This window comes from Micromonospora sp. CA-249363 (assembly GCF_050950185.1).
GTDB lineage: Bacteria > Actinomycetota > Actinomycetes > Mycobacteriales > Micromonosporaceae > Micromonospora.
Genome location: NZ_CP192020.1, coordinates 1,010,413 through 1,030,117, shown reverse-complemented (window position 1 = coordinate 1,030,117; position 19,705 = coordinate 1,010,413). Strand labels below are relative to the sequence as shown.

At 72.0% G+C, this 19,705-nt stretch carries 19 protein-coding genes; 1 reads left to right on the top strand and 18 read right to left on the bottom strand.

What is annotated here, in order from left to right; all coding sequences use genetic code 11:
- Positions 1-245 precede the first annotated feature (245 nt).
- From ACQPZK_RS04905 to efeU, 7 genes are all read right to left on the bottom strand, one after another.
- Positions 246-953 (bottom strand): ComF family protein, encoded by a 708-nt coding sequence (locus tag ACQPZK_RS04905; RefSeq protein WP_433537146.1) that lies wholly within the window; start codon positions 951-953, stop codon positions 246-248.
- A 4-nt stretch (positions 954-957) separates the two neighbouring features.
- The gene (locus ACQPZK_RS04900; RefSeq protein WP_433537145.1) at positions 958-2,775 is read right to left on the bottom strand and encodes an LpqB family beta-propeller domain-containing protein; all 1,818 of its coding nucleotides are present in this window, start codon (positions 2,773-2,775) and stop codon (positions 958-960) included.
- Entirely contained in the window at positions 2,772-4,523 is a 1,752-nt protein-coding gene (gene mtrB, locus ACQPZK_RS04895; protein WP_433537144.1) for an MtrAB system histidine kinase MtrB, read from the bottom strand. The genes ACQPZK_RS04900 and mtrB overlap by 4 nt, the downstream gene beginning before the upstream one ends.
- A 12-nt stretch (positions 4,524-4,535) precedes the next feature.
- Complete coding sequence (mtrA, locus tag ACQPZK_RS04890) at positions 4,536-5,225, bottom strand: MtrAB system response regulator MtrA (RefSeq protein ID WP_355052014.1); 690 nt, start codon at positions 5,223-5,225, stop codon at positions 4,536-4,538.
- A gap of 209 nt (positions 5,226-5,434) precedes the next feature.
- On the bottom strand, positions 5,435-6,712 hold the full coding sequence (gene efeB / locus ACQPZK_RS04885) for an iron uptake transporter deferrochelatase/peroxidase subunit (protein ID WP_433537143.1): 1,278 nt from the start codon (positions 6,710-6,712) through the stop codon (positions 5,435-5,437).
- A gap of 25 nt (positions 6,713-6,737) precedes the next feature.
- Entirely contained in the window at positions 6,738-7,871 is a 1,134-nt protein-coding gene (efeO, locus tag ACQPZK_RS04880) for an iron uptake system protein EfeO (RefSeq protein WP_433537142.1), read from the bottom strand.
- Positions 7,872-7,894: 23 nt separating this feature from the next.
- Complete coding sequence (gene efeU / locus ACQPZK_RS04875) at positions 7,895-8,881, bottom strand: iron uptake transporter permease EfeU (RefSeq protein ID WP_433537141.1); 987 nt, start codon at positions 8,879-8,881, stop codon at positions 7,895-7,897.
- A gap of 169 nt (positions 8,882-9,050) precedes the next feature.
- On the opposite strand from efeU, the gene ACQPZK_RS04870 reads away from it, so the two are divergent.
- A complete protein-coding gene (locus ACQPZK_RS04870; protein ID WP_422738428.1) occupies positions 9,051-9,197 on the top strand; it encodes a hypothetical protein in 147 nt (48 codons plus the stop codon).
- A 262-nt stretch (positions 9,198-9,459) separates the two neighbouring features.
- On the opposite strand, the gene ahcY is transcribed toward ACQPZK_RS04870, so the two are convergent.
- The 11 genes from ahcY to ACQPZK_RS04815 all read right to left on the bottom strand — a co-directional run bounded on the left by ahcY (position 9,460) and on the right by ACQPZK_RS04815 (position 19,627).
- Positions 9,460-10,959, bottom strand: coding sequence for an adenosylhomocysteinase (ahcY, locus tag ACQPZK_RS04865; protein WP_433537140.1), 1,500 nt, complete (start codon positions 10,957-10,959; stop codon positions 9,460-9,462).
- Between the two features lie 263 nt (positions 10,960-11,222).
- Entirely contained in the window at positions 11,223-12,386 is a 1,164-nt protein-coding gene (gene manA / locus ACQPZK_RS04860) for a mannose-6-phosphate isomerase, class I (protein WP_433537139.1), read from the bottom strand.
- Between the two features lie 3 nt (positions 12,387-12,389).
- Entirely contained in the window at positions 12,390-13,397 is a 1,008-nt protein-coding gene (locus ACQPZK_RS04855; protein ID WP_433537138.1) for a cation diffusion facilitator family transporter, read from the bottom strand.
- 58 nt (positions 13,398-13,455) lie between these two features.
- Positions 13,456-14,652, bottom strand: coding sequence for an SIS domain-containing protein (locus tag ACQPZK_RS04850; RefSeq protein ID WP_433537137.1), 1,197 nt, complete (start codon positions 14,650-14,652; stop codon positions 13,456-13,458).
- Positions 14,649-14,834 (bottom strand): Trm112 family protein, encoded by a 186-nt coding sequence (locus ACQPZK_RS04845; RefSeq protein ID WP_007455824.1) that lies wholly within the window; start codon positions 14,832-14,834, stop codon positions 14,649-14,651. Before ACQPZK_RS04845 ends, ACQPZK_RS04850 begins: the two co-directional genes overlap by 4 nt.
- 60 nt (positions 14,835-14,894) lie before the next feature.
- A complete protein-coding gene (locus tag ACQPZK_RS04840) occupies positions 14,895-16,280 on the bottom strand; it encodes a phosphomannomutase/phosphoglucomutase (RefSeq protein WP_433537136.1) in 1,386 nt (461 codons plus the stop codon).
- Positions 16,281-16,349: 69 nt separating this feature from the next.
- A complete protein-coding gene (locus ACQPZK_RS04835; RefSeq protein WP_433537135.1) occupies positions 16,350-17,393 on the bottom strand; it encodes a hypothetical protein in 1,044 nt (347 codons plus the stop codon).
- Positions 17,394-17,498: 105 nt separating this feature from the next.
- Positions 17,499-17,921: an endonuclease V gene (locus tag ACQPZK_RS04830; protein WP_433537134.1), complete on the bottom strand. Its 423-nt coding sequence runs from the start codon at positions 17,919-17,921 to the stop codon at positions 17,499-17,501.
- A gap of 116 nt (positions 17,922-18,037) precedes the next feature.
- A complete protein-coding gene (locus tag ACQPZK_RS04825) occupies positions 18,038-18,268 on the bottom strand; it encodes a hypothetical protein (protein ID WP_433537133.1) in 231 nt (76 codons plus the stop codon).
- A 109-nt stretch (positions 18,269-18,377) separates the two neighbouring features.
- Entirely contained in the window at positions 18,378-19,034 is a 657-nt protein-coding gene (locus ACQPZK_RS04820; protein ID WP_433537132.1) for a tetratricopeptide repeat protein, read from the bottom strand.
- On the bottom strand, positions 19,034-19,627 hold the full coding sequence (locus ACQPZK_RS04815; RefSeq protein WP_433537131.1) for a DinB family protein: 594 nt from the start codon (positions 19,625-19,627) through the stop codon (positions 19,034-19,036). The genes ACQPZK_RS04820 and ACQPZK_RS04815 overlap by 1 nt, the downstream gene beginning before the upstream one ends.
- Positions 19,628-19,705: the final 78 nt, after the last annotated feature.

Genomic DNA, 19,705 nt, shown 5'->3' with positions numbered 1-19,705 from the left:
GTGACCTCCCTTGTTCGGACGTCTTCGATCCGGTTTCCCGATCGAGCGCCGTAGGAAGACCCCCTGGCGTCGACCGGTCAGTGCGGCTACGCCTCCTCTCACCGCCAGGGGCGGGATGGAACGACCTCCTACCCCCGACAGCGAAACGCTAACTCCTGTTCGCTCGGCAGTCACCCCTTGTCGCCAAGACCGCCCGGTATTTTTCGCACCTCATACACCAACGGGTGAAACGGAAACACGGTCGGTTACAACTGGAGTCGTTTCTCGGTTGCGGCGAGCACCGCGGCGACACCCGGTCGCCATCCGGTGGCGGTCAGCACCCGGGCCGCCGCGGCCAGCGTCACCCCGGTGGTCACGATGTCGTCGAGCAGCACCACGACGGGTCCGCTTCCGGAGGGGCCGAGCCCGTCCGACGCGCCGGAACGGGGACGGAAGGCCGCCTCGGCGGCCGCCGCGCGACCCGCGCTGTCCAGTGTCAGGGAGTCGGGCCGGGGCAGGGCACGCAGCGGCCGGTGCACCCGTACCTGCCAGCCGCACCGGCCCAGCCGGGCCGCGCAGTGCCGGGCCAGCCGGTCCAGGTGGTCGCCGTACCGGGCGCGCGCCGCAGCCGCGGTGTCCGGCACCGGCACCAGCGCCACCGGACGCACCTCGCCGACCGCCGCCGCGACCACCTCGGCCAGCAGGGCGCCGAGCGGACGGGCCAGACCGTGTCGGCCGTGTTCCTTGTACGCCAGCAGCGCCTCACGCAGCGGACCGGCGTACGGGCCGAGGGCGACGCAGCGCGGCAGGCCGGGCGGGGCGGGCGTGGGGCGGGTCACCCGGGGACGCAGCGCGCTCAGCGCCGTCACGCAGGAGGGGCAGACCCCCTGTCGCATCCGCTGGTGACGCTCCCGGCAGCCGGCGCAGTCCGCGGGGAGGACCAGGTCGGCGAGGTCCGCCCAGAGCCCGCGCACGACGTCAGTAGAGGAAGAACGGGGCCGACGGGTTGCTCGGGCGGACTCCGGCCGGTGGCGGGGGGACGTCCCGCACGCTCTCGGGCTCGATCCGTTCGAACGGGCTGCTGCGGTAGGCCACCTTGTTCGCCTCGTACATGTACGCCCCGGTGGGCACGCGCACGCTGCGGTTGGTGGGGTACGCCGTCAGGTGGTTGACCTTGGCGCCCACGTCGGTGCGCAGCGGCGTCTCCAGGGCGCCGTCCACGCTGATCTCGTAGATCGCCGGCTGGCCCGCCGAGCCGGCCACCACCAGCCGGTCCTCCCCGATCCAGTCCACCGCAGTCAGGTTGGTCAGGGAGGTGACCAGTGGCCGGGGCGGGCCGATGGACAACCCGTTGCCGGAGCCGTCGAGGTTGAGCGCCGCGACGTAGAGCTGCCCACCGGCGATGAACGCGATCCGCTGACCGTCCAGCGCGGAGGCGACCGCGGTGACCTCCGGCGAGGGCAGGTTGAGCGGCACCTGCGACATCCGGGCGGCCTCGTCGAAGCGGTAGAGGCGACCGTCGGCCACCACCAACCCCTGGGCGGGACGCGTGTCGGCGGTACGCAGCCAGACCGGGCGACCGATCGAGGTGTACTCCCCGGCGCTGCGGCCAAGCGTGGCCACGGTGTCCGCACCCGAGCCGACCGCGAGTCGCTGCCGGTCCTTGCCGCTGGTCACCACCAGCGCGGCGAGCACCCGGTTGACTCCCCGCGCGAGACCGGCGGACACGATGGCGCGGTTGGCCTCCGGTGTGAGGGGTACCGCGCCGCTGGGCTCACCCGCGAAGTCGAGCGGGCGGATCGCACCCTCGTAGACGCCGTACCGCTGCGGGTCCTCCCGGACGGGGTAGAGCGGCTGGGCCGTCCGACGCTCGTCGAGGTCCTGCACGGGCTGCGAGTTGTTCCGGATCTTCAGCTCCAGCTCGCCGGGCAGGTCGCCCAGCGACCAGGCGAGCTGCGTCATCACCTGGTCGACGCGGCTCTGGTCGTCGCCGGACATGTCCAGGTTGACCTCCCACCGGTTGTTCGCGCCGGTGGCGTTGTTGATCAGCTCGGTGCCGTCCGGCAGGCCGACGACGCCCGGCCGGAGCCAGTCGGACGGGCCGCCCACCAGCCACCGCACGACCTCGTTGACGCGGCGCTCGTCCGGCACCGCGTACGGCAGGTAGCGCTGATCGGGCACGAGCCGCGTACGGTCGGAACTCCAGAAGTAGATCGACTCGTCCTGGTAGTACTGCTGAAGGGCGACGTCACTGAGCAGCAGCACGTTCGGCGGGTCGAGCAGGTACTGGCCGGCGCGCTCGTCGCTGCCGGCGCCGCCCAGGGCCGCGCTGCGCAGCCGGAACTCGTACTGCGTCTCGGTCGCCACCGGCGGCGCCAGGGTGCCGTTGGTCCGCAGCACGCCGATCTGCTGCACCGTGATCTTGACGGTGGTGGTGGAGTCGCTGTTGAAGGTGAAGACGGTCTCGCGCAGCCGCACCACGGTCAGCGCGACCTCGCTGCCCTTCCTGTCCTGCAGACGGGGCCGGTGCTCGGGGGCGATGAAGGCCTTCACCCGCTCGTACGCCCGGTCCGGCTCGCCGGCGGCGGCGGACAGGAAGTTGCGCACGAAGGCCGCGTTGTCGCTGCCGCTGGCGGTCCGCGACGGCGGCTCGCTGCTGCGGCCGTTGCTCGATCCGGCCTCGGTCGCGGTGCCGGCCTTGCCGTCGACCCGCACGTCGGACGAGGCCGGAATGCCGCACCCGGCGCTGAGGAGCAGCGCCGCGCCGAACGCGCCGAGCAGTGGTCGGGCCCTCACGAGCGCACCTCCTGCCGCTCGCCACCGTCGGCCGGGGCCGGGCCGATCGCCAACGCTCCACCGCTGCCCGGCCCGATGGCGAGCGGGCCACCGTCGCGCGGCCCGCCGAACGGCAACGCCGCGTCGGCGGGCACCAGCCGCAGCGGCGACGTGGTGAGCCGGTCACCGGCGCGGGCGGGCAGGGTGAGCCGGAACTGGGCGCCCTGACCCGGCGCTCCCCAGGCCTCCAGCCAACCACCGTGCAGACGGGCGTCCTCCAGGCTGATCGACAGGCCCAGCCCGGTGCCGCCGGTCTGGCGGGCCCGCGACGGGTCGGCCCGCCAGAACCTGTTGAACACCAGCTTCTCCTCGCCCACCTTCAGCCCCACCCCGTGGTCACGGACGGTGAGCGCCACGGCGGTCTCGTCGATGCCGAGGGTGATCAGCACCGGCCGGGCCTCGCCGTGCTCGACGGCGTTGCCGACCAGGTTGCGCAGCACCCGCTCCACCCGGCGAGGGTCGACCTCGGCGATCACCGGGGTGCTGGGCAGGTCCAACTCGATCTCCACGCCCACCCGCTCGGCCAGCCCGGCCAACCTGTCGACGACCCGGTGCACCACCGGCACCAGGTCGGTCGGCTCGGCGTCCAGCATGGCGAAGCCCGCATCGAACCGGCTGATCTCCAAGAGGTCGGTGAGCAGTTCCTCGAAACGGTCCAGCTCGGCCTGGAGCAGCTCGGCGCTGCGCGCCACCGCGGGATCGAACTCGTCGCGCTCCGCGAAGATCAGGTCGGCGGCCATCCGGACCGTGGTCAACGGGGTCCGCAGCTCGTGCGACACGTCGGAGGTGAACCGCCGCTGCAACCGGGACATCTCCTCCAGGCGCAGGATCTGCCGTTGCAGGTTGGTCGCCATCTGGTTGAACGAGGCGGCCAGCAGCGCGAGGTCGTCCTCGCCGTTGACCACCATCCGCTGGTCGAGGAGGCCGGCGGAGAGCCGCTGGGCGGTCCGCGCGGCGACCCGGACCGGGTTGACCACCAGCCGGGTGACCAGGGCGGCGAGCAGCCCCAGCAGAATCACCAGGGCGATGCCGGTGCCGACGACGGTGGCGCGGGCGTCCGCGGCGGTGGTGTCCTGACGGGTCAGCGGCACCAGGTAGTAGAGCTCGATCTGCCCGAACCGGGTCGGCACCGGCGAGCCGTAGACCAGGTACTTCGTCTGTTCGCCGGTGAGGCGGCCGGTCTGGATCTGGCTGGCCACCTTGCCGCTGGCGACCGCGGCCCGCAACTCCTTGCTGATCAGGGGCTGGACGTTGGCCGCCGGCGCGGTACGGGTCTGGATCATCGTCGGGTAGTCGGCGGCGGTGATCGCCACCACCACGCCGCTGGTCTGCTGGGGGTCGCCCCCGGCCAGGTAGTTGACCGTGCCCTCGATGGTCTCCTGGAGCTGCGCCTCCTGGGGCTGGCCGTAGAGGGAGACCTGCTTGGCCGCGTACCCGGCGCCGCCCTTGAGGCGCAGTTGGACGTCGGTGCGCGCGTTGTCGAGCAGGATCGTCGTGATCTTGTCAGCGATCAGGTACGCGAAACCGCCCACCAGCAGGCTGGAGGCGACCAACGTGATGGTGACGACGCGGACCTGGAGCGAGCGCCGCCAGGTCTGGTGCGCCCGGGCCAGCAGCCGCGCGGCCCGGCCGCTCAGCACACGCCAGACCTCCCGACCGGCAGCGAGCCGGCGGGCTGTGGTGTTCTGCGGGGGCGGCGAGGTCGACACAGTGCGACCAGGCTATCCGGTGCCCGCCTTGTAGCCCACGCCCCGCACGGTGAGGATGATTTCCGGTCGCTCCGGATCTGGCTCGATCTTGGCGCGGAGCCGCTGTACGTGCACGTTGACCAGTCGGGTGTCGGCCGCGTGCCGGTAGCCCCAGACCTGCTCCAGCAGCACCTCGCGGGTGAAGACCTGACGCGGCTTGCGGGCGAGCGCGACCAGCAGGTCGAACTCCAGCGGCGTCAGCTTCACCTCCTCGTCGTTGCGGCTGACCGTGTGAGCGGGCACGTCGATGCTGATCTGGTTGCCGGGCGGCCCGATGGTCAGCATCTCCGGCGCGACGTCCTCGCCACGGCGCAGCCGGGCCCGCATCCGGGCCACCAACTCCTTCGGCTTGAACGGCTTGACCACGTAGTCGTCGGCGCCGGATTCGAGCCCGAGGACGACGTCCACGGTGTCGCTCTTGGCGGTCAGCATGACGATCGGCACGCCCGATTCGGCACGAATCGACCGTGCCACGTCGATACCGCTCATTCCGGGCAACATGAGGTCGAGCAGGACGATGTCCGGTCGACTGTCACGAAACGCGGCCAACGCCCGCTCGCCGTCGGCCACGAACGAGGGCAGGAAACCCTCACTGCGCAGCACGATGCCGAGCATCTCGGCGAGTGCGGGGTCGTCGTCGACCACCAGTACCCGGGCTCTCATGGGATTAATATTGCATCCCCGTTCAGTTCGGTGGGACCGGCGTCAGCCGGCACGACAGCGCCGCCGGCAATCCTGAACCGCGACCCGCGGCGGCGGCGCCGCGTGGTGCGAGGGCCCGCACCGGGATCGTCCCCGGGCGGGCTGCCCCCATGATCCCCCCTCGACGGCGTCCGGCGCCACCACCACCGCGGCCGGCCGGTCGCGGCGGCTCAGCCGAAGAGTGCCCGCCCCCAGTGGTCGCCACCGTCGCGTACGCCGGGCGGGCAGGCGAACAGGCCGCTGGAGACGTGCCGCAGGTACTCGTTCATCACGTCGTGGCGGGCCAACTGGGTCTGGATCGGCACGAACTGCCGGCGCGGGTCCCGCTGGTAGGCGATGAAGAACAGGCCGGCGTCGAGCCGGCCGAGACCGTCCGAGCCGTCGACAAAGTTGTAGCCCCGGCGCAGCAGGTGTGCGCCGTTGTTGCGGCTCGGGTGGGCGAGGGCGACGTGGGCGTGCTCGGCGATCAACGGCTTGCCGTCGTCACCGCGTGCCGCGAAGTCCGGCTCGTCGAACTCCTTGCTGCGCCCGAGCGGGGCGCCGCTGCCCTTGGTCCGGCCGACGATCTCCTCCTGCTCGGCCAGCGAGGTGCGGTCCCAGGTCTCCACGAGCATCCGGATCTTGCGGGTGACCAGGTACGAGCCGCCCGTCATCCAGTCCGGCCCGTCGCCGGGCTGCACCCACAACTGGTCGCGCAGCAGGTCGGTCTCCTCGGCCTTGAGGTTGGCCGTGCCGTCCTTGAAGCCGAACAGGTTGCGGGCGGTCGCCTGGTCGCGGGAGGTCGAGGACGTACGGCCGAAACCGAGCTGCGACCAGCGGACGCTGACCACCCCCATGCCGATCCGCGCCAGGTTGCGGATCGCGTGCACCGCCACCTGGGGATCGTTGGCGCACGCCTGCACGCACAGATCGCCGCCGGAGATCGGGGCCTGCAACGCGTCACCGGGGAACTTCGGAAGCTCCGCCAGAGCAGCCGGGCGGCGGTCGGCGATGCCGAACCGGTCCCGCCCGTCGGCGTCGCGGAACAGCGTGGGCCCGAAGCCGATGGTCAGGGTGAGCTGTGACGGCGGGAGACCGAGCGCCTCGCCCGTGTCGTCCGGCGGGGCCTCCGGCATCCCACCGACGGCGCCGAGGACACCGGCGTCACGGCCGGCCGTCATCCGGGCGGCGGCGGCCGACCACTCCTCGAGCATCCCGACCAGGCGGGCCCGGTCCTTCGTGATGACGTCGAAGGCGACGAAGTGCAGCCGGTCCTGGGCCGGGGTGACGATGCCGGCCTGGTGCTCGCCGAAGAACGGCACCGCACCCGCCGGGTGGTCGCTGGCCGAGGCCGGGCCACGCGAGTCGCCGACCAGCGCGCCCGCGCCGGCGGCCACCCCCGCGACTCCGGCCACCCCGGCGCCGGCGAGCGTGATAGCCCGCCGGCGGGTCAACCTGCGTACGCTCATCGACTCGACTCCCCCTGCGTCCCGGTCACTTGGCGACGACTGCGGCGACCTTGCTGATCGGCTCGGCGAGCGCGTTGATGCCGTCCGAGAGCTCCTTGAGCTCGGCCTTGCTCAGGGCGGTGTGCAGCTTCCACCCGTCGCCGTCGCGGTGCTTGCCGAGCTGCGCCTCGACGTTCGCGAACTCGGTGTCGAGCTGCTTGACCAGCTCCGGCGAACGCTGCTCCAGCGCCGGCCGCAGGGCGGACAGGGCCGCCTTGGACCCCTCCAGGTTGGCGGCGAAGTCCCACAGGTCGGTGTGCGAGTAGCGGTCCTCCTCGCCGGTGATCTTGCCGCTGGCGACCTCGTCCAGCAGTTCCTTCGCGCCGTTGGCGAGTTGCAGCGGCGAGAGCTTCTCGGCGTTGGCCTTCGCCACGATCTCCTTGACGTCGACCAGCAGCCGGTCGGCGATCGGGCCGTCCTTGCTGATGTCGCCGGACTGCCAGAGATCCTTCTCGATCCGGTGGAAGCCGGTGAACTCCATCCCCTCCTCGATGACCTCCTCGCGGCCGTCGATCTTGGGGTCGAGGTCACCGAAGATCTCGGCCACCGGCTCGATCCGCTCCCAGTAGGTGCGCGCCACCGGGTACAGCGTCTTGGCCTTCGCCACGTCGCCGGCCTTCACCGCGCCGACGAACTCCTCGGTCTTCTCCAGCAGCGCGGTGGTCTGGCTCTTGACGTAGCGCTGGTAGTTGTCCGTAGCACCGGCCAGGGCCGCGTCAGCGGTCAGCGGCTGCGCGGACCCGCTGACCTTGAGCGCGCCCCGGATGCCCTTGCCGCTCATGCCCGGCTTGCAGGCCGTCTCGTACGTGCCGGCGGGCAGCTCGACGTGCAGCTCGCGGCTCAGTCCGGGGGCGATGTTCTCCACCTCGCCCATCACCCGGTCGCCGGAGGCGTACACGTAGAACTCGGTGACCTTCGCGCCCGAGTTGGTGATCTTGAAGGTGGCCGTCCCGGCGCCGAGGTCGGTCGTGGCGACGTCGCAGGCCGTGTCGGTGGCCTTGACCACGATCGGCCCGCCCGCCGCGTCCGACTTGTCGGAGTCGGCCTTGGAGCAGGCGGCGACGCCGGCCGTCGCCAACACGCCGGCAGCGGCCAGCGCGAAGAATCGGGTGGTACGCATCTGTGCTGTCTCTCCTCGTGGGGTCAGGCACGCTGCGGCGCGGATGCCGCCTCTGCCTCGGCGCCGGTGTCGGCCCCGCGTTCGGTGACGGTGGTGGTGGGCGGCGACGTCCGCTCGGACTCCTCGACGCCGGGCGCCGAGGCCGCGGCCCGCGCCGGCGTGGAGGGCGCTGCCGGGGCCGTCGTGGCCATTCCCGACGCCGGGGTACGCCGGGTCGGGCGCAGGAAGAGCACCAGGACGGGTACGGCGTACCCGATCCAGGCGATGGTCTCGAGCACGGTGGGCGCGGGGGTCACGTTGAACATGCCGGCCAGCAGCGCCGCGTACCAGGTGCTCGGGTCGAGCGTGGCGGTGATGTCGAACGCCAGGTCGCCGAGGCCGGGCAGGACACCGGCCTCCTGGAAGTCGTGCACGCCGTACTTGAGGATGCCGGCAGCCACCAGGATCAGCAGCGCGCCGGTCCAGGTGAAGAACTTGCTGAGGTTGATCTTGAGGGCGCTGGCGTAGAGCAGCACGCCGAGGACCACGGCGGTCACGATGCCGCCGATGAGCGCGAGCAGCGGTCCGCTGTCCCCGGCCGCGCCCTGCGCCGCGGAGTAGAAGATCAGCGCGGTCTCCAGGCCCTCACGGATCACCGCGAGGAAGGCCATTCCGGCGACGGCGAGCGACCCGACGGCGAGGGCCTCGGTCAGCTTGCCGCGCAGCTCACCCGCGATCGTGCGGGCCGCCTTGCGCATCCAGAAAATCATCCAGGTGACGAACACCACGGCGGCGACGGAGGTGATCGCCTCGAACAGTTCGCGATCCTCGGAACGGGCCAGCAGCGAGGTCGAGGTGTACTCGATGAGCCAACCGAACAGCACGGAGAGCGCCACGGCCAGGCCGACGCCCGCCCACACCTGGGGCAACCGGTCCCGGCGCTGCGACTTCACCAGGAAGGCGACGAGGATGCTGACCACCAGGGTCGCTTCCAGGCCTTCCCGCAGGCCGATCAGGTAGGTGGCGAACATCCCCGCTCCGTGTTCATTAGGCACGCCTTCACTAACTTAGGGCAGCCATACCTTCCTCCTGTTCACAGGCCTCGTCAAGTTGTTCATGGCAAGCTCACTCTCCCCGTGACCTGGTCTTCGACGCCCGGCCGCGCACCGTTCACCGCTCGGCCGTGCGAGGATCCCCGTCGTGAAAGCCTTCCTGCCGTGGCTCGCGGTGTTGGCCGTGGTGCTGCTCCTCAGCGCGCTACGCCAACGCGCTCTGGCCACCGTCGTGTCGCTGGGCTGGCTGGCCTGGTGCGCCTGGACCTGGCTCCGCCCCACCCCCCGCCGCTGAACCCCCGCCCCGCGCCCCCGCACCCCGCCCCGCGCCCCGGGCCCGCCCCGGGGCCAGCCCGGCCCGGCCCAGCCCAGCCCAGCCCAGCCCGGCCCGGCCCAGCCCAGCCCAGCCCGGCGATCTTGCACTTTCTGTGGCGACAAATCGGGATCAGAGCCGCGAATCGGCAACAGGAACTGCAAGATCGCGGAAAACAGGGGCTGCGCGAGACGACGAACCGGGCCGGCTGTGCGCAGCCGGCCCGGTTCGAAAAGAGAGTTGATCAGTAGCGGTAGTGGTCCGGCTTGAACGGGCCCTCCGGGGAGACGCCCAGGTACGCGGCCTGCTCCTTGGTGAGGGTGCTCAACTTCGCGCCCAGGGCGCCGAGGTGCAGGCGGGCCACCTTCTCGTCCAGGTGCTTGGGCAGCACGTAGACGCCGATCGGGTAGTCCTCGGTCTTGGTGAACAGCTCGATCTGGGCGATGGTCTGGTTGGCGAACGAGTTCGACATGACGAAGCTCGGGTGCCCGGTGGCATTGCCCAGGTTCAGGAGACGCCCCTCGGACAGCACGATGACGGCGTGTCCGTCGGCGAAGCGCCACAGGTCGACCTGCGGCTTGATGTTGACCCGCTCGACGTCGGACCGCTTGGCCAGGCCGGCCATGTCGATCTCGTTGTCGAAGTGACCGATGTTGCCGACGATGGCCTGGTGCTTCATCCGGGCCATGTGCTCGTTGGTGATGACGTCGAAGCAGCCGGTGGCGGTGATGAAGATGTCCGCCTGCTCGACCACGTCGTCCAGGGTCGCGACCTGGTAACCGTCCATCGCGGCCTGGAGGGCGCAGATCGGGTCGACCTCGGTCACCACGACCCGGGCACCCTGACCGCGCAGCGACTCGGCGCAGCCCTTGCCCACGTCGCCGTAGCCCATGACCACGGCCATCTTGCCGCCGATCAGCACGTCGGTGGCCCGGTTGATGCCGTCGATGAGGGAGTGCCGGCAGCCGTACTTGTTGTCGAACTTGCTCTTGGTCACCGAGTCGTTGACGTTGATGGCCGGGAAGAGCAGCGTGCCGGCGCGGTGCATCTCGTAGAGGCGGTGCACGCCGGTGGTGGTCTCCTCGGTCACGCCCTTGATGCCAGCCGCGATGCCGGTCCAGCGCTGGCCGTCCTCACCCAGCGAGCGGTGCAGCAGCTCGAGGATGACCGCGTACTCCTCGGAGTCGGCGGACTCGACCGGCGGCACGACGCCGGCCTTCTCGAACTCGGCACCCTTGTGCACCAGCAGGGTGGCGTCACCGCCGTCGTCGAGGATCATGTTCGGGCCCTGCCCGTCCGGCCAGAGGAGCACCTGCTCGGTGCACCACCAGTACTCGGGCAGCGTCTCGCCCTTCCAGGCGTACACCGGAACGCCCGAAGGGGCGTCGGGCGTGCCGTCCGGGCCGACGACGATCGCGGCGGCGGCGTGGTCCTGGGTGGAGAAGATGTTGCAGGACGCCCAGCGCACCTGCGCGCCGAGGGCGACAAGCGTCTCGATGAGGACGGCGGTCTGGATGGTCATGTGCAGCGAGCCGGTGATCCGCGCGCCGGCGAGCGGCTGCGCCTCGGCGAACTCCCGCCGGATGGCCATCAGGCCGGGCATCTCGTGCTCGGCGAGCTGGATCTCCTTGCGCCCGAACTCGGCGAGCGACAGATCCGCCACCTTGAAGTCGCCCTCGGCGAGCGTGCTCGGCCGGGCCTCGGACGGCGTACCGCTGGCGGCCGCCGGGAGGGTGCTGGTCATGAAAGCTCCTGTCGAACGATGTCTGCGCCGACCTTCCACCTTACGCGCGCCGACGACGGCCGCCGGGGGACGGGCGGCGGACAGCGCACGGGGCGGTCGGTGGTGGACAGACCCGCTGCCCGCCTCCGCCCGCCCCGCGCATCCCCCCGGTTTGGTTCCCCGCACGTTGTCGGACCGTCGTCGCGATAACGCTGCGTACCCATAGAGTCACACTCGGCCAGGAGCGAGTCAAGCTATTCCGGGAAAGTCGGACTTGTGTCGAGTCAGCGAAGGCCCGACGTCGCCACGTACGCCTCACCGTCGCCGCTGATCCGCAGCGGCTCGCCCGCCGCCGTGCCGATCGCCGCCTCGCCGGACACCAGCGTCAGGGCACCCGCCCCGTCGTCGACCGTCACCGAGCCCGCGCCGCAGAGCACGACCCGGGGACCGGGCAACGCCAGCGTGGCCTCCGGCACGTCCGCGCCGACCCGCACCCGGTGCAGCGCGAAGTCGTCCACCGGCACCGCCCAGCAGTCCACCCCCGGTGCGACCGGCCGGGCGGCGCGCACCGGATCGTCGAGCACCTCGAAGCGCAGCACCCGCAACAACTCGTCCACGTCGACCCGCTTCGGCGTGAGGCCACCGCGCAGCACGTTGTCGCTGGCCGCCATGATCTCGACGCCGCAGCCGCTGAGGTACGCGTGCAGGTTGCCCGCGGGCATCCAGATCCCCTCGCCCGGCACCAGCCGCACGTGGTGCAGCAGCAGGGCCACCAGCACGCCCGGGTCGCCCGGATAGGCCTTCGCCAGCCGGCGGGCCAACTCGGCGTCCGGGCCGTCGGCCGCCGACGAGAGGACGGCCCGCAGCAGCCCGTCACGCTCCGCGGCCGGCCAGCCGAGCAGCGTCGCCACCGCCGTGCGCAGGCCCGCCGGTCCGGTCCGGAGCGCGTCCACCACCGGCACCAGCTCGGGTACGCCGAACGCGGCCAGCGCCTCGGCCGACTCCACCGGATCGCGGAAGCCGCACAGCGCCTCGAACGGGGTGAGCGCGACCAACAACTCCGGCTTGTGGTGCGGGTCGGAGTAGTTGCGCTCGGCCGCCGGGAGGTCCGCCTCCGCAGCGAAGCCCGCCCGGGCCTGCTCGGCGTCCGGGTGGGCCTGCAGGCTCAGCGGCGAGTCGGCGGCGAGGACCTTGAGCAGGAACGGGAGCCGACTGCCGAAACGGTCGGCCACCCGTTGGCCCAGCCACTGCCCCGGCTCGTCGCGTACCAGGTCGCAGAGGCTCACCCGGGCCCCGGCGCGCTCCACGCGGGCCGGGGCGCCCGGGTGGGCGCCCAACCACAGCTCCGCCTCCGGGCCGGGGCTGGGCACCGGACGCCCCTGCAACAGCGCGATGGCGGAGCGGGACCCCCAGGCGTAGTCGCGGATCGGTCCGTACAGCGGTTCCACGTCTCAGACCCCGGGCCGCCCGACCGCCTCGCCCGCCGGCTCCTCCGGCTGCGGTACGGCGGTGTCGGCGGCGGCGCCGGTGCCCGCCTCGGCGGCGGCGGCGCTGTAGATGTCCGGCTCCAGGTAGATCACCCGGGCGATCGGCACGGCGGTGCGGATGCGCGCCTCCACGGTGTTGATGCCGCGAGCCAGGGCCTCGGCGCTCTCGCAGGCCGGTACGCCGATCTTCGCCGCCACCATCAACTCTTCCGGACCCAGGTAGAGCGTCTTCATGTGGATGATCCGCTCCACCTCGGGGCCCTCGGTGATGGCCCGCTCGATGGCGGTCAGGTCCTGCTGCTCGGCACCCTCACCGAGGAGCAGACTCTTGGTCTCGATGGCCAGCACGACGGCGATGACCACCAGCAGGATGCCGATCATCGCGGTACCGGCGGCGTCCCACCGACCGTTCCCGGTGGCCAACGTCATGCCCACGCCGAACAGCGCGAACACCAGGCCGACAAGTGCGCCGAAGTCCTCCAGGAGAACCACCGGCAGCTCCGGGGCCTTGGCCCGGCGGATGAACCGCACCCAGGACTGCTTGCCCCGGATGTGGTTGGACTCCTTGATCGCCGTCCGGAAGGAGAACGACTCCATGATGATCGCCGCCACCAGCACCGCCACCGGCAGCCACTGCCACTCGGTGATGCCCTCCGCGTGCGACCACTTGTGGTACGCCTCGTAGAGGGCGAACAGTCCACCGATGCTGAACAGCACGATCGACACGATGAACGCGTAGATGTACCGCTCCCGGCCGTACCCGAACGGGTGCTCCGGCGTGGCCGCGCGCTTCGCCCGCTTGCCGCCGAGCAGCAGCAGACCCTGGTTGCCGGAGTCGGCGACCGAGTGGACCGCTTCGGCCAGCATCGATGACGACCCGGAGAGCAGGAACGCGATGAACTTGGTGACGGCGATACCGACGTTGGCCAGCAGGGCGGCGACGATCGCCTTCGTCCCGCCGTTCGCGCTCACGCCGCCACTCCGCTTCGCGTCGTGGTGACGTTCGTGCCGCGCCGCCCCCTGCTTTCGTTCACTGGTTCGACAGCTCCTTCATCTCGGTGATGGCCGGTACGGCCATCGGGTCCAACCCGTGTGCCAGAGCAAGATAGATCGAGGCGAAGTCCGGTACGGCGATCAGCGAAGCCAGCCGCTCCAGAGCCGACCCGCCTTCGGCGGTCACCACGTCGCATCGGACGCCGCGGCGCTCGGCGAGCGTCTGTACCGCGTCCGCACGGCGCTCCTCGACCGCGAGCGGCTCGTCCGTGTCGTCCTCGGCGTTGAGCCCGCCGTCGCGCAGCAGCACCAACCGCAGCCGCGTACCCTCGCCGTCGTCGTCCGACGGGTCGGCGAAGATGTCCCGCTCGCCCTCGGCCAGGCCGCCGAAGACGCCGTCGAGCAGCCCGACCCGTCCCCGCCCGGCCTCGCCCAGCGCACCGCTGACCACCGGATAGCGGGCGTTGGCGGACAGGGTGTCGCCGAACCGGCGGGCCGCCACGGTGGCCAGCGGCGACGAACCCCACACGATCGGGATCGAGCCGGCCAGCCCCAGCGCCAGCGACTTCGCCGGGTTGACGAACGACTCGGCGGTGGACCGGCACCGGTCGGCGTCCGCGTCGAGCCGGGCCGCCGTCTCCGCCAGGTCCGCCTCGTTGACCTTCACCAGGCCGAGCGAACGCGCCGCCAACAGGACCGGCACGGTGAGCGCCCAGAGGCTGGCCCGGGCCGGCGCCCGTCGGGGCACCGGGATGAACGGCGCGCGGGCGCGCTCGGCCACCGACTGCAACTGCGAGTCCGGTGCGCCCACCGCGACCAGCCGAGCGCCGCGCCGGTGCGCGGCCTCGGCGGCGCCGAGCGCCTCCGGGCTGCGACCGGACGCGCTCACCGCGATGACCACGTCGGCGGCGCCCACCCAACCGGGTACGCCCGCGCTGCGGTGCCCGATGATCGGCACCGGGCAGCGCGGTCCGGCGACCGTGGCGAGCACGTCCCCGGTGCGCCCCGCGGTGCCGATACCGGCGATCACCACGGCGCGGGGCCGCCCGTCGTCGGAGAGCACCGCGAGGTTCGCCTCGGCGGCCAGCGCCGCGCTCTCGCGTACCTGGGCGCCGGCCGAGGCGGTGTGCCGCAGCATGTCGCCCGGGTCGTGCTCGGCCAGCGCCGTCGGGTTGTCGAGCAGGGCCTCGTCGGCGTCGCGACGCCCGCTGACCCCGGCCGTACCGTCGATCATGACTGCTGCCCGGGGCCGCCGCGCGCCTCGTCGAGCAGCAGCACCGGCACGTCGTCGCGGACCTCGAAGATCCGGCCGCACTCCGTGCAGGTCAACGTCTGCGCCTCCGCGTCGTACGTGAGCGGGGCGTGGTGCGTGTCCGGGCAGGCGAGGATCTCGAGCAACTGCGGATCCAGGGCCATGGCACGGCTCCTTCCACGAGTGCGGGTCACCGGCGGCGGTGCCGACCGGCGCAGGCGATCTTATCGGCGAACGCGGTCGAGCACCTCGTCCCGGAGCGAGACCATCCGCTCGCGGGTAGGCGCCTCGACGTTGAGCCGCAGCAGCGGCTCGGTGTTGGAGGCACGCAGGTTGAACCAGGCGCCGTCGGCGAAGCGCAGCGTGAGCCCGTCCATCTCGTCGGCCGTCGCGTCCGGGTACGCGGCCCGTACGTCGGCCACCGCCGCGGCCTGGTCGGCGACCGTCGAGTTGATCTCGCCGGAGGCGACGTAGCGCTCGTACTCGCCGGCCAGTACGGACAGCGGCAGCGACTGCTCACCGAGGGCGGCCAGCGTGTGCATCGCGGCGAGCATGCCGGTGTCGGCGAACCAGAAGTCCCGGAAGTAGTAGTGGGCGGAGTGCTCCCCGCCGAAGACCGCGTTGGTCCGGGCCATCTCGGCCTTGATGAAGGAGTGCCCGACCCGGGCCACCACCGGCTCGCCACCGTGCTCACGGATGATCTCCGCGACCGCGCTGGAGGTGATCAGACCGTGGATCACCGTGGAGCCCGGGTGCTTGGCCAGCTCGCGCGCCGCGACCAGCGCGGTGATCGCCGACGGCGAGACCGGCTCGCCGCGCTCGTCGACCACGAAACACCGGTCGGCGTCGCCGTCGAAGGCCAGGCCGATGTCGGCGCCGTGCTCGACCACCGCCCGCTGGAGGTCGACCAGGTTCGCCGGGTCCAGCGGGTTCGCCTCGTGGTTGGGGAAACTGCCGTCCAACTCGAAGTAGAGCGGCACGATCTCCAGCGGCAGGGCCGACAGGGCGGCCTCGCCGAGCACGGTGGGGACGGTGTAACCACCCATCCCGTTGCCGGCGTCGACCACCACCTTCAGCGGCCGGATGCCGGAAAGGTCGACGAGCTTGCGCAGGTACGCGGCGTAGTCGGGGAGCAGATCGCGCCGCTCGGCCGGCCGGCTCGGCTCGCCCGCCGGGCGGGACGCTCCCGAGTCCAGCAACGCCTGCGCCCGATCGCGGATCTCCGCCAGACCGCTGTCCTGCCCGATGGGCCGGGCGCCGGAGCGGCACATCTTGATGCCGTTGTACTGCGCCGGGTTGTGACTGGCCGTGAACATCGCCCCGGGCAGGCCGAGCGAGCCGGAGGCGAAGTAGAGCAGGTCGGTGGAGGCGAGCCCGATCTCGATCACCGAGCGCCCCTCGGCCCGTACGCCGGCGGCGAAGGCGGACGCCAGGCCGGGCGAGCTGGCCCGCATGTCGTACCCGACGACAACGGCGTCACCGGGCTCGTCAGTCGTGTTGAGCAGCTGGGTGAAGGCGGCCCCGAGCGCCTCGGCGACCCGTTCGTCCCACTGGTCCGGCACCGTCCCTCGGACGTCGTACGCCTTCACGATCTGGGACAGATCAGACACTAGTTCCGCTCCTTGGCCGCAGGTTTCCAACGAACCTGAGCGTATCGGAGCGGCCGGGCCGCGCCCCGCTCAGCCGGGGAGCCGGGGCATGAACACGGTGTGGTCGCCGCCGTCCGGGTCGTCGGGCCGGGGCCGAGCGCCCGGATCGCCGGGGGCGCCCGGCATGACCTGAGTCGCGTCCGGCGGCGGCGTGGCAGGTCGTGCCCCGTAGACGTTCCCGGGAGCGGGCCGGGGCACGGGCACGGCCGGCGGCTGCTGGCCGTACACCGGACCGGGGTGACCGGGCGCGGCCGGCGACCCACCGCCGGCGCGGTAGGTGGTCCCACCGGAGTTGCCCGGCAGCGGGCCGGGCTCGTCGGTCGGCGTGCGGTCCTGCCGGGAGCGGCGGAACAGCAGCACGATCAACAGCACGCCCACCGCCACCATCGCGATGCCGAAGAACATGATCAGCGAACCACCACCACCGGACTTGGCGGCCACGGGCGTCGTGGAGGGTGCTGCGGCGGTCGCGCCGAGCGCGGCCGGATCCACCACCTCTCCCGCCGCCGCGACCTCGGTCGGCGTCGGTGTCGGGCTGGGCTTCTTCGACGGCGTCGGGCTGGGCGACGCGGACGTCCGCCCACCCGTCACCCGGGCCGTGTCGGTCCCCCGACCCAGTTCCTGACCGACGGCGCTGACACCGACCCCGGTCACCGCGAGGCGACCGCCCGGCGCACCGGCGGCGAACGCCACCCGGTACCGCACGGTGATGCCCTTGCCCTTGCACAACGTCGGCTTGGCCGGTGAGGTCTGCCCGGTCGCGACGCTTCCGCCACCACCGGAGACGCTCACCGGGAACCAGCGCCCGCCCGCGTTGACCTGCACCGCGACCTGATCCGGCTGAAGACCCTCGAGGCGCAGCGACAGAGCGGTACGCAGCAGGACGCATCCCTCGGTGCGCTTGCGCACCGCGACGTTCACTCCCTGGGGAGAACCCCCGGCGGCGAAGCTGCTGGCCGCACCCACACGGACCGAGTCGTCGTCGGCCAACGCGGGTGACGCGCCGAGCATCACCAGGCCGACCAACAGACCGCAGACCGTCGCGAGCCGTGCGGCACGTCGACGCAGCGTCATGATCACCTCACCGTTCCTCCCCGGGTGGGGTCCGCCGGCCAGGCTACTACCGGGCCACTCCCGCCACCGGTCATAGAGCGGTCGGTATGTGCGCGGCGTTACGGTTTACGACCCGCCCCCGCCGCCGCGTCCGGCCCGGGCTCGCGTCCGGCCCGGGCTCGCGTCCGGCCCGGGCTCGCGTCCGGCCCGGGCTCGCGTCCGGCCCGGGCTCGCGTCCGGCCCGGGCTCGCGTCCGGCCCGGGCTCGCGTCCGGCCCGGGGCTAGAGCGTCGCGGCAGAGCCGGTCGGCGGTACGCGTCGTCTCGGGAAGGCGACAGCGCGGCGTCCGGGCGAACACGCGGGCGGTGGCGTTCTCCAGACTCATCCGGTGGCCGACGCTCACGAAGACCGGCTTGACCCCGTCCCGGGTACGCACCACCCGGCCGACCACCTCACCCCCGTCGCGCAGCGGCGACCAGGCACCCCGCTGGGCGGCCGGAGCATCCCACTCGCCGACCAGCGGCGGCCGCAACTCCTCCTGTACGGCCACCGCCTCCGCGACGGAGCGCGGAGTCCGCGCCAGCGCCGGCCTAGATCCACTCGACTTCGGCGAAGTCGCGGTATCCCGCGCCCTCGGACACCCCGATATCGGCGATGTCGAGTCGATCACACGTCCTGGGCCGGAGTCGACGCCCCGGCCGGCTGCCCATCGGCACTGTCGTCGACCCGCCTCCGGGTAGCACCGAAGGTGAGCCCGACGACGACGGCCGTGGCGACACCGAACGCCACCCCTCCCTTCGGGCCGAAGGAAGGGATACCGATCGCCAGGCCGAACAGGAGGCCAACCGCCCACGCCCAGAAACCGGACCTGCTGCTGCCGGTAGTGGATTCCGCCATGGAGCGATGCTAATAGACACGGCCAAACGCAGGGGGCGCCCGCGGCTGAGCGCTGAGCCGCCGCCGGGGACCTTCGGACCGACTCCGGAACTCGCCGCCCGAGCCATGATCAAGCGAGTTTCAGCTCGTCGCGGGCCTCGGAGATCCAGCGGGCGATGCCGTGCGCGCCGCTGTCGGCAGCAAGGGCGTCAGCCTCGTCGAGCAGTCCACGGGCGCCGTCCCGGTCACCGTCGCTCGCCGCCAGGTCCGCCAGCCCGATCAGGTTCGCCGCGACCCCCGGCGTGAAGGACACCTTCCGGCGCAACCGCGTCGACTCCTCCAGCAACTCCCGCGCCGCGTCAAGGCGACCGGCGGCCTGCTCGCCGAAGCAGAGGTGGCGCAGGACGTACGAAAGGGTCAGCTCATCCCCCGCCTCCGTCGCCAGCTCGCGCGCCCGGGCGAAGGCCGGATCGGCCGTGGCCTGGTCCTGCCGGATCACCTGGTGGACCGTGCCCACCCAGAACAGCGCCTCACCCTCGCCACGGGCGTCACCCACCTCGCGGTAGAGCCGCGCCGCCCGCTCGAAGAGCGACAGTTCGGCCGCATCCTCCACGCCGGTCTCCAGGAAGCGGGCGTGCAACAGCCGTCCACGGGCCAACGCCGTGTCCGCCTCCAACGCGGCGAGATCCCGCTCGGCCTCGTCCAACGACGTCGCGTCACCACCGAAGACCGCCTGCTCGTAGCGCTCCTGCGCCCGCGTCAACCGGACATCGAACCCTTCGGCCATCACTGACCCACCCTTCCGTCGATACGCTCGCGCAGGAGATCGGCGTGGCCATTGTGCCGCGCGTACTCCTCGATCATGTGCACCAGAAGCCGGCGCAGCACGATGACGTTGCCGTCGCGCTGCCGGCCCTGCACGTCGAGGTCCACGGCCTCGCTGATGAACTGTTCGGAGAACGCCACCTCCGCACGCCAGGCCCGATACGCCTCGTCGACCACCGTTGGATCGGCGACCGCGCCGTCGAAGTCGCCGTCCGGATCGTCGTCGGAGCAGTAGATGGGCGGCGCCGCCTGGCCGGCCATCGTCCTGCGGAACCAGCCGCGCTCCACCTCGGCCAGGTGGCGGATCAGCCCGAGCAGCGACATCGGCGACGGTGGCACCGACCGCCGGGCCAACTGCTCGGCGTTCAGGCCGTCGCACTTCAACTCGAAGGTGAGACGCTGGTCGCGCAGGTACTCGACGAGAACGTCCCGCTCGTCGGCGAAGTTGCCGTCCGAGCGTGGGTCGTCGTCAGGATGGACGAACAGGTACGACCAACCGAAGGTCCGGGTGGGTTCGCCTTCGGAGGTCGCCGCCTCGGCGCGTGAATCAGCCATACGGCGACTCTTGTCGATGCCTGCTGAGGTCGGCAACCGGGAGCACGGCAGGCGCCTCAGCCTGAACAGCGCCTTCGA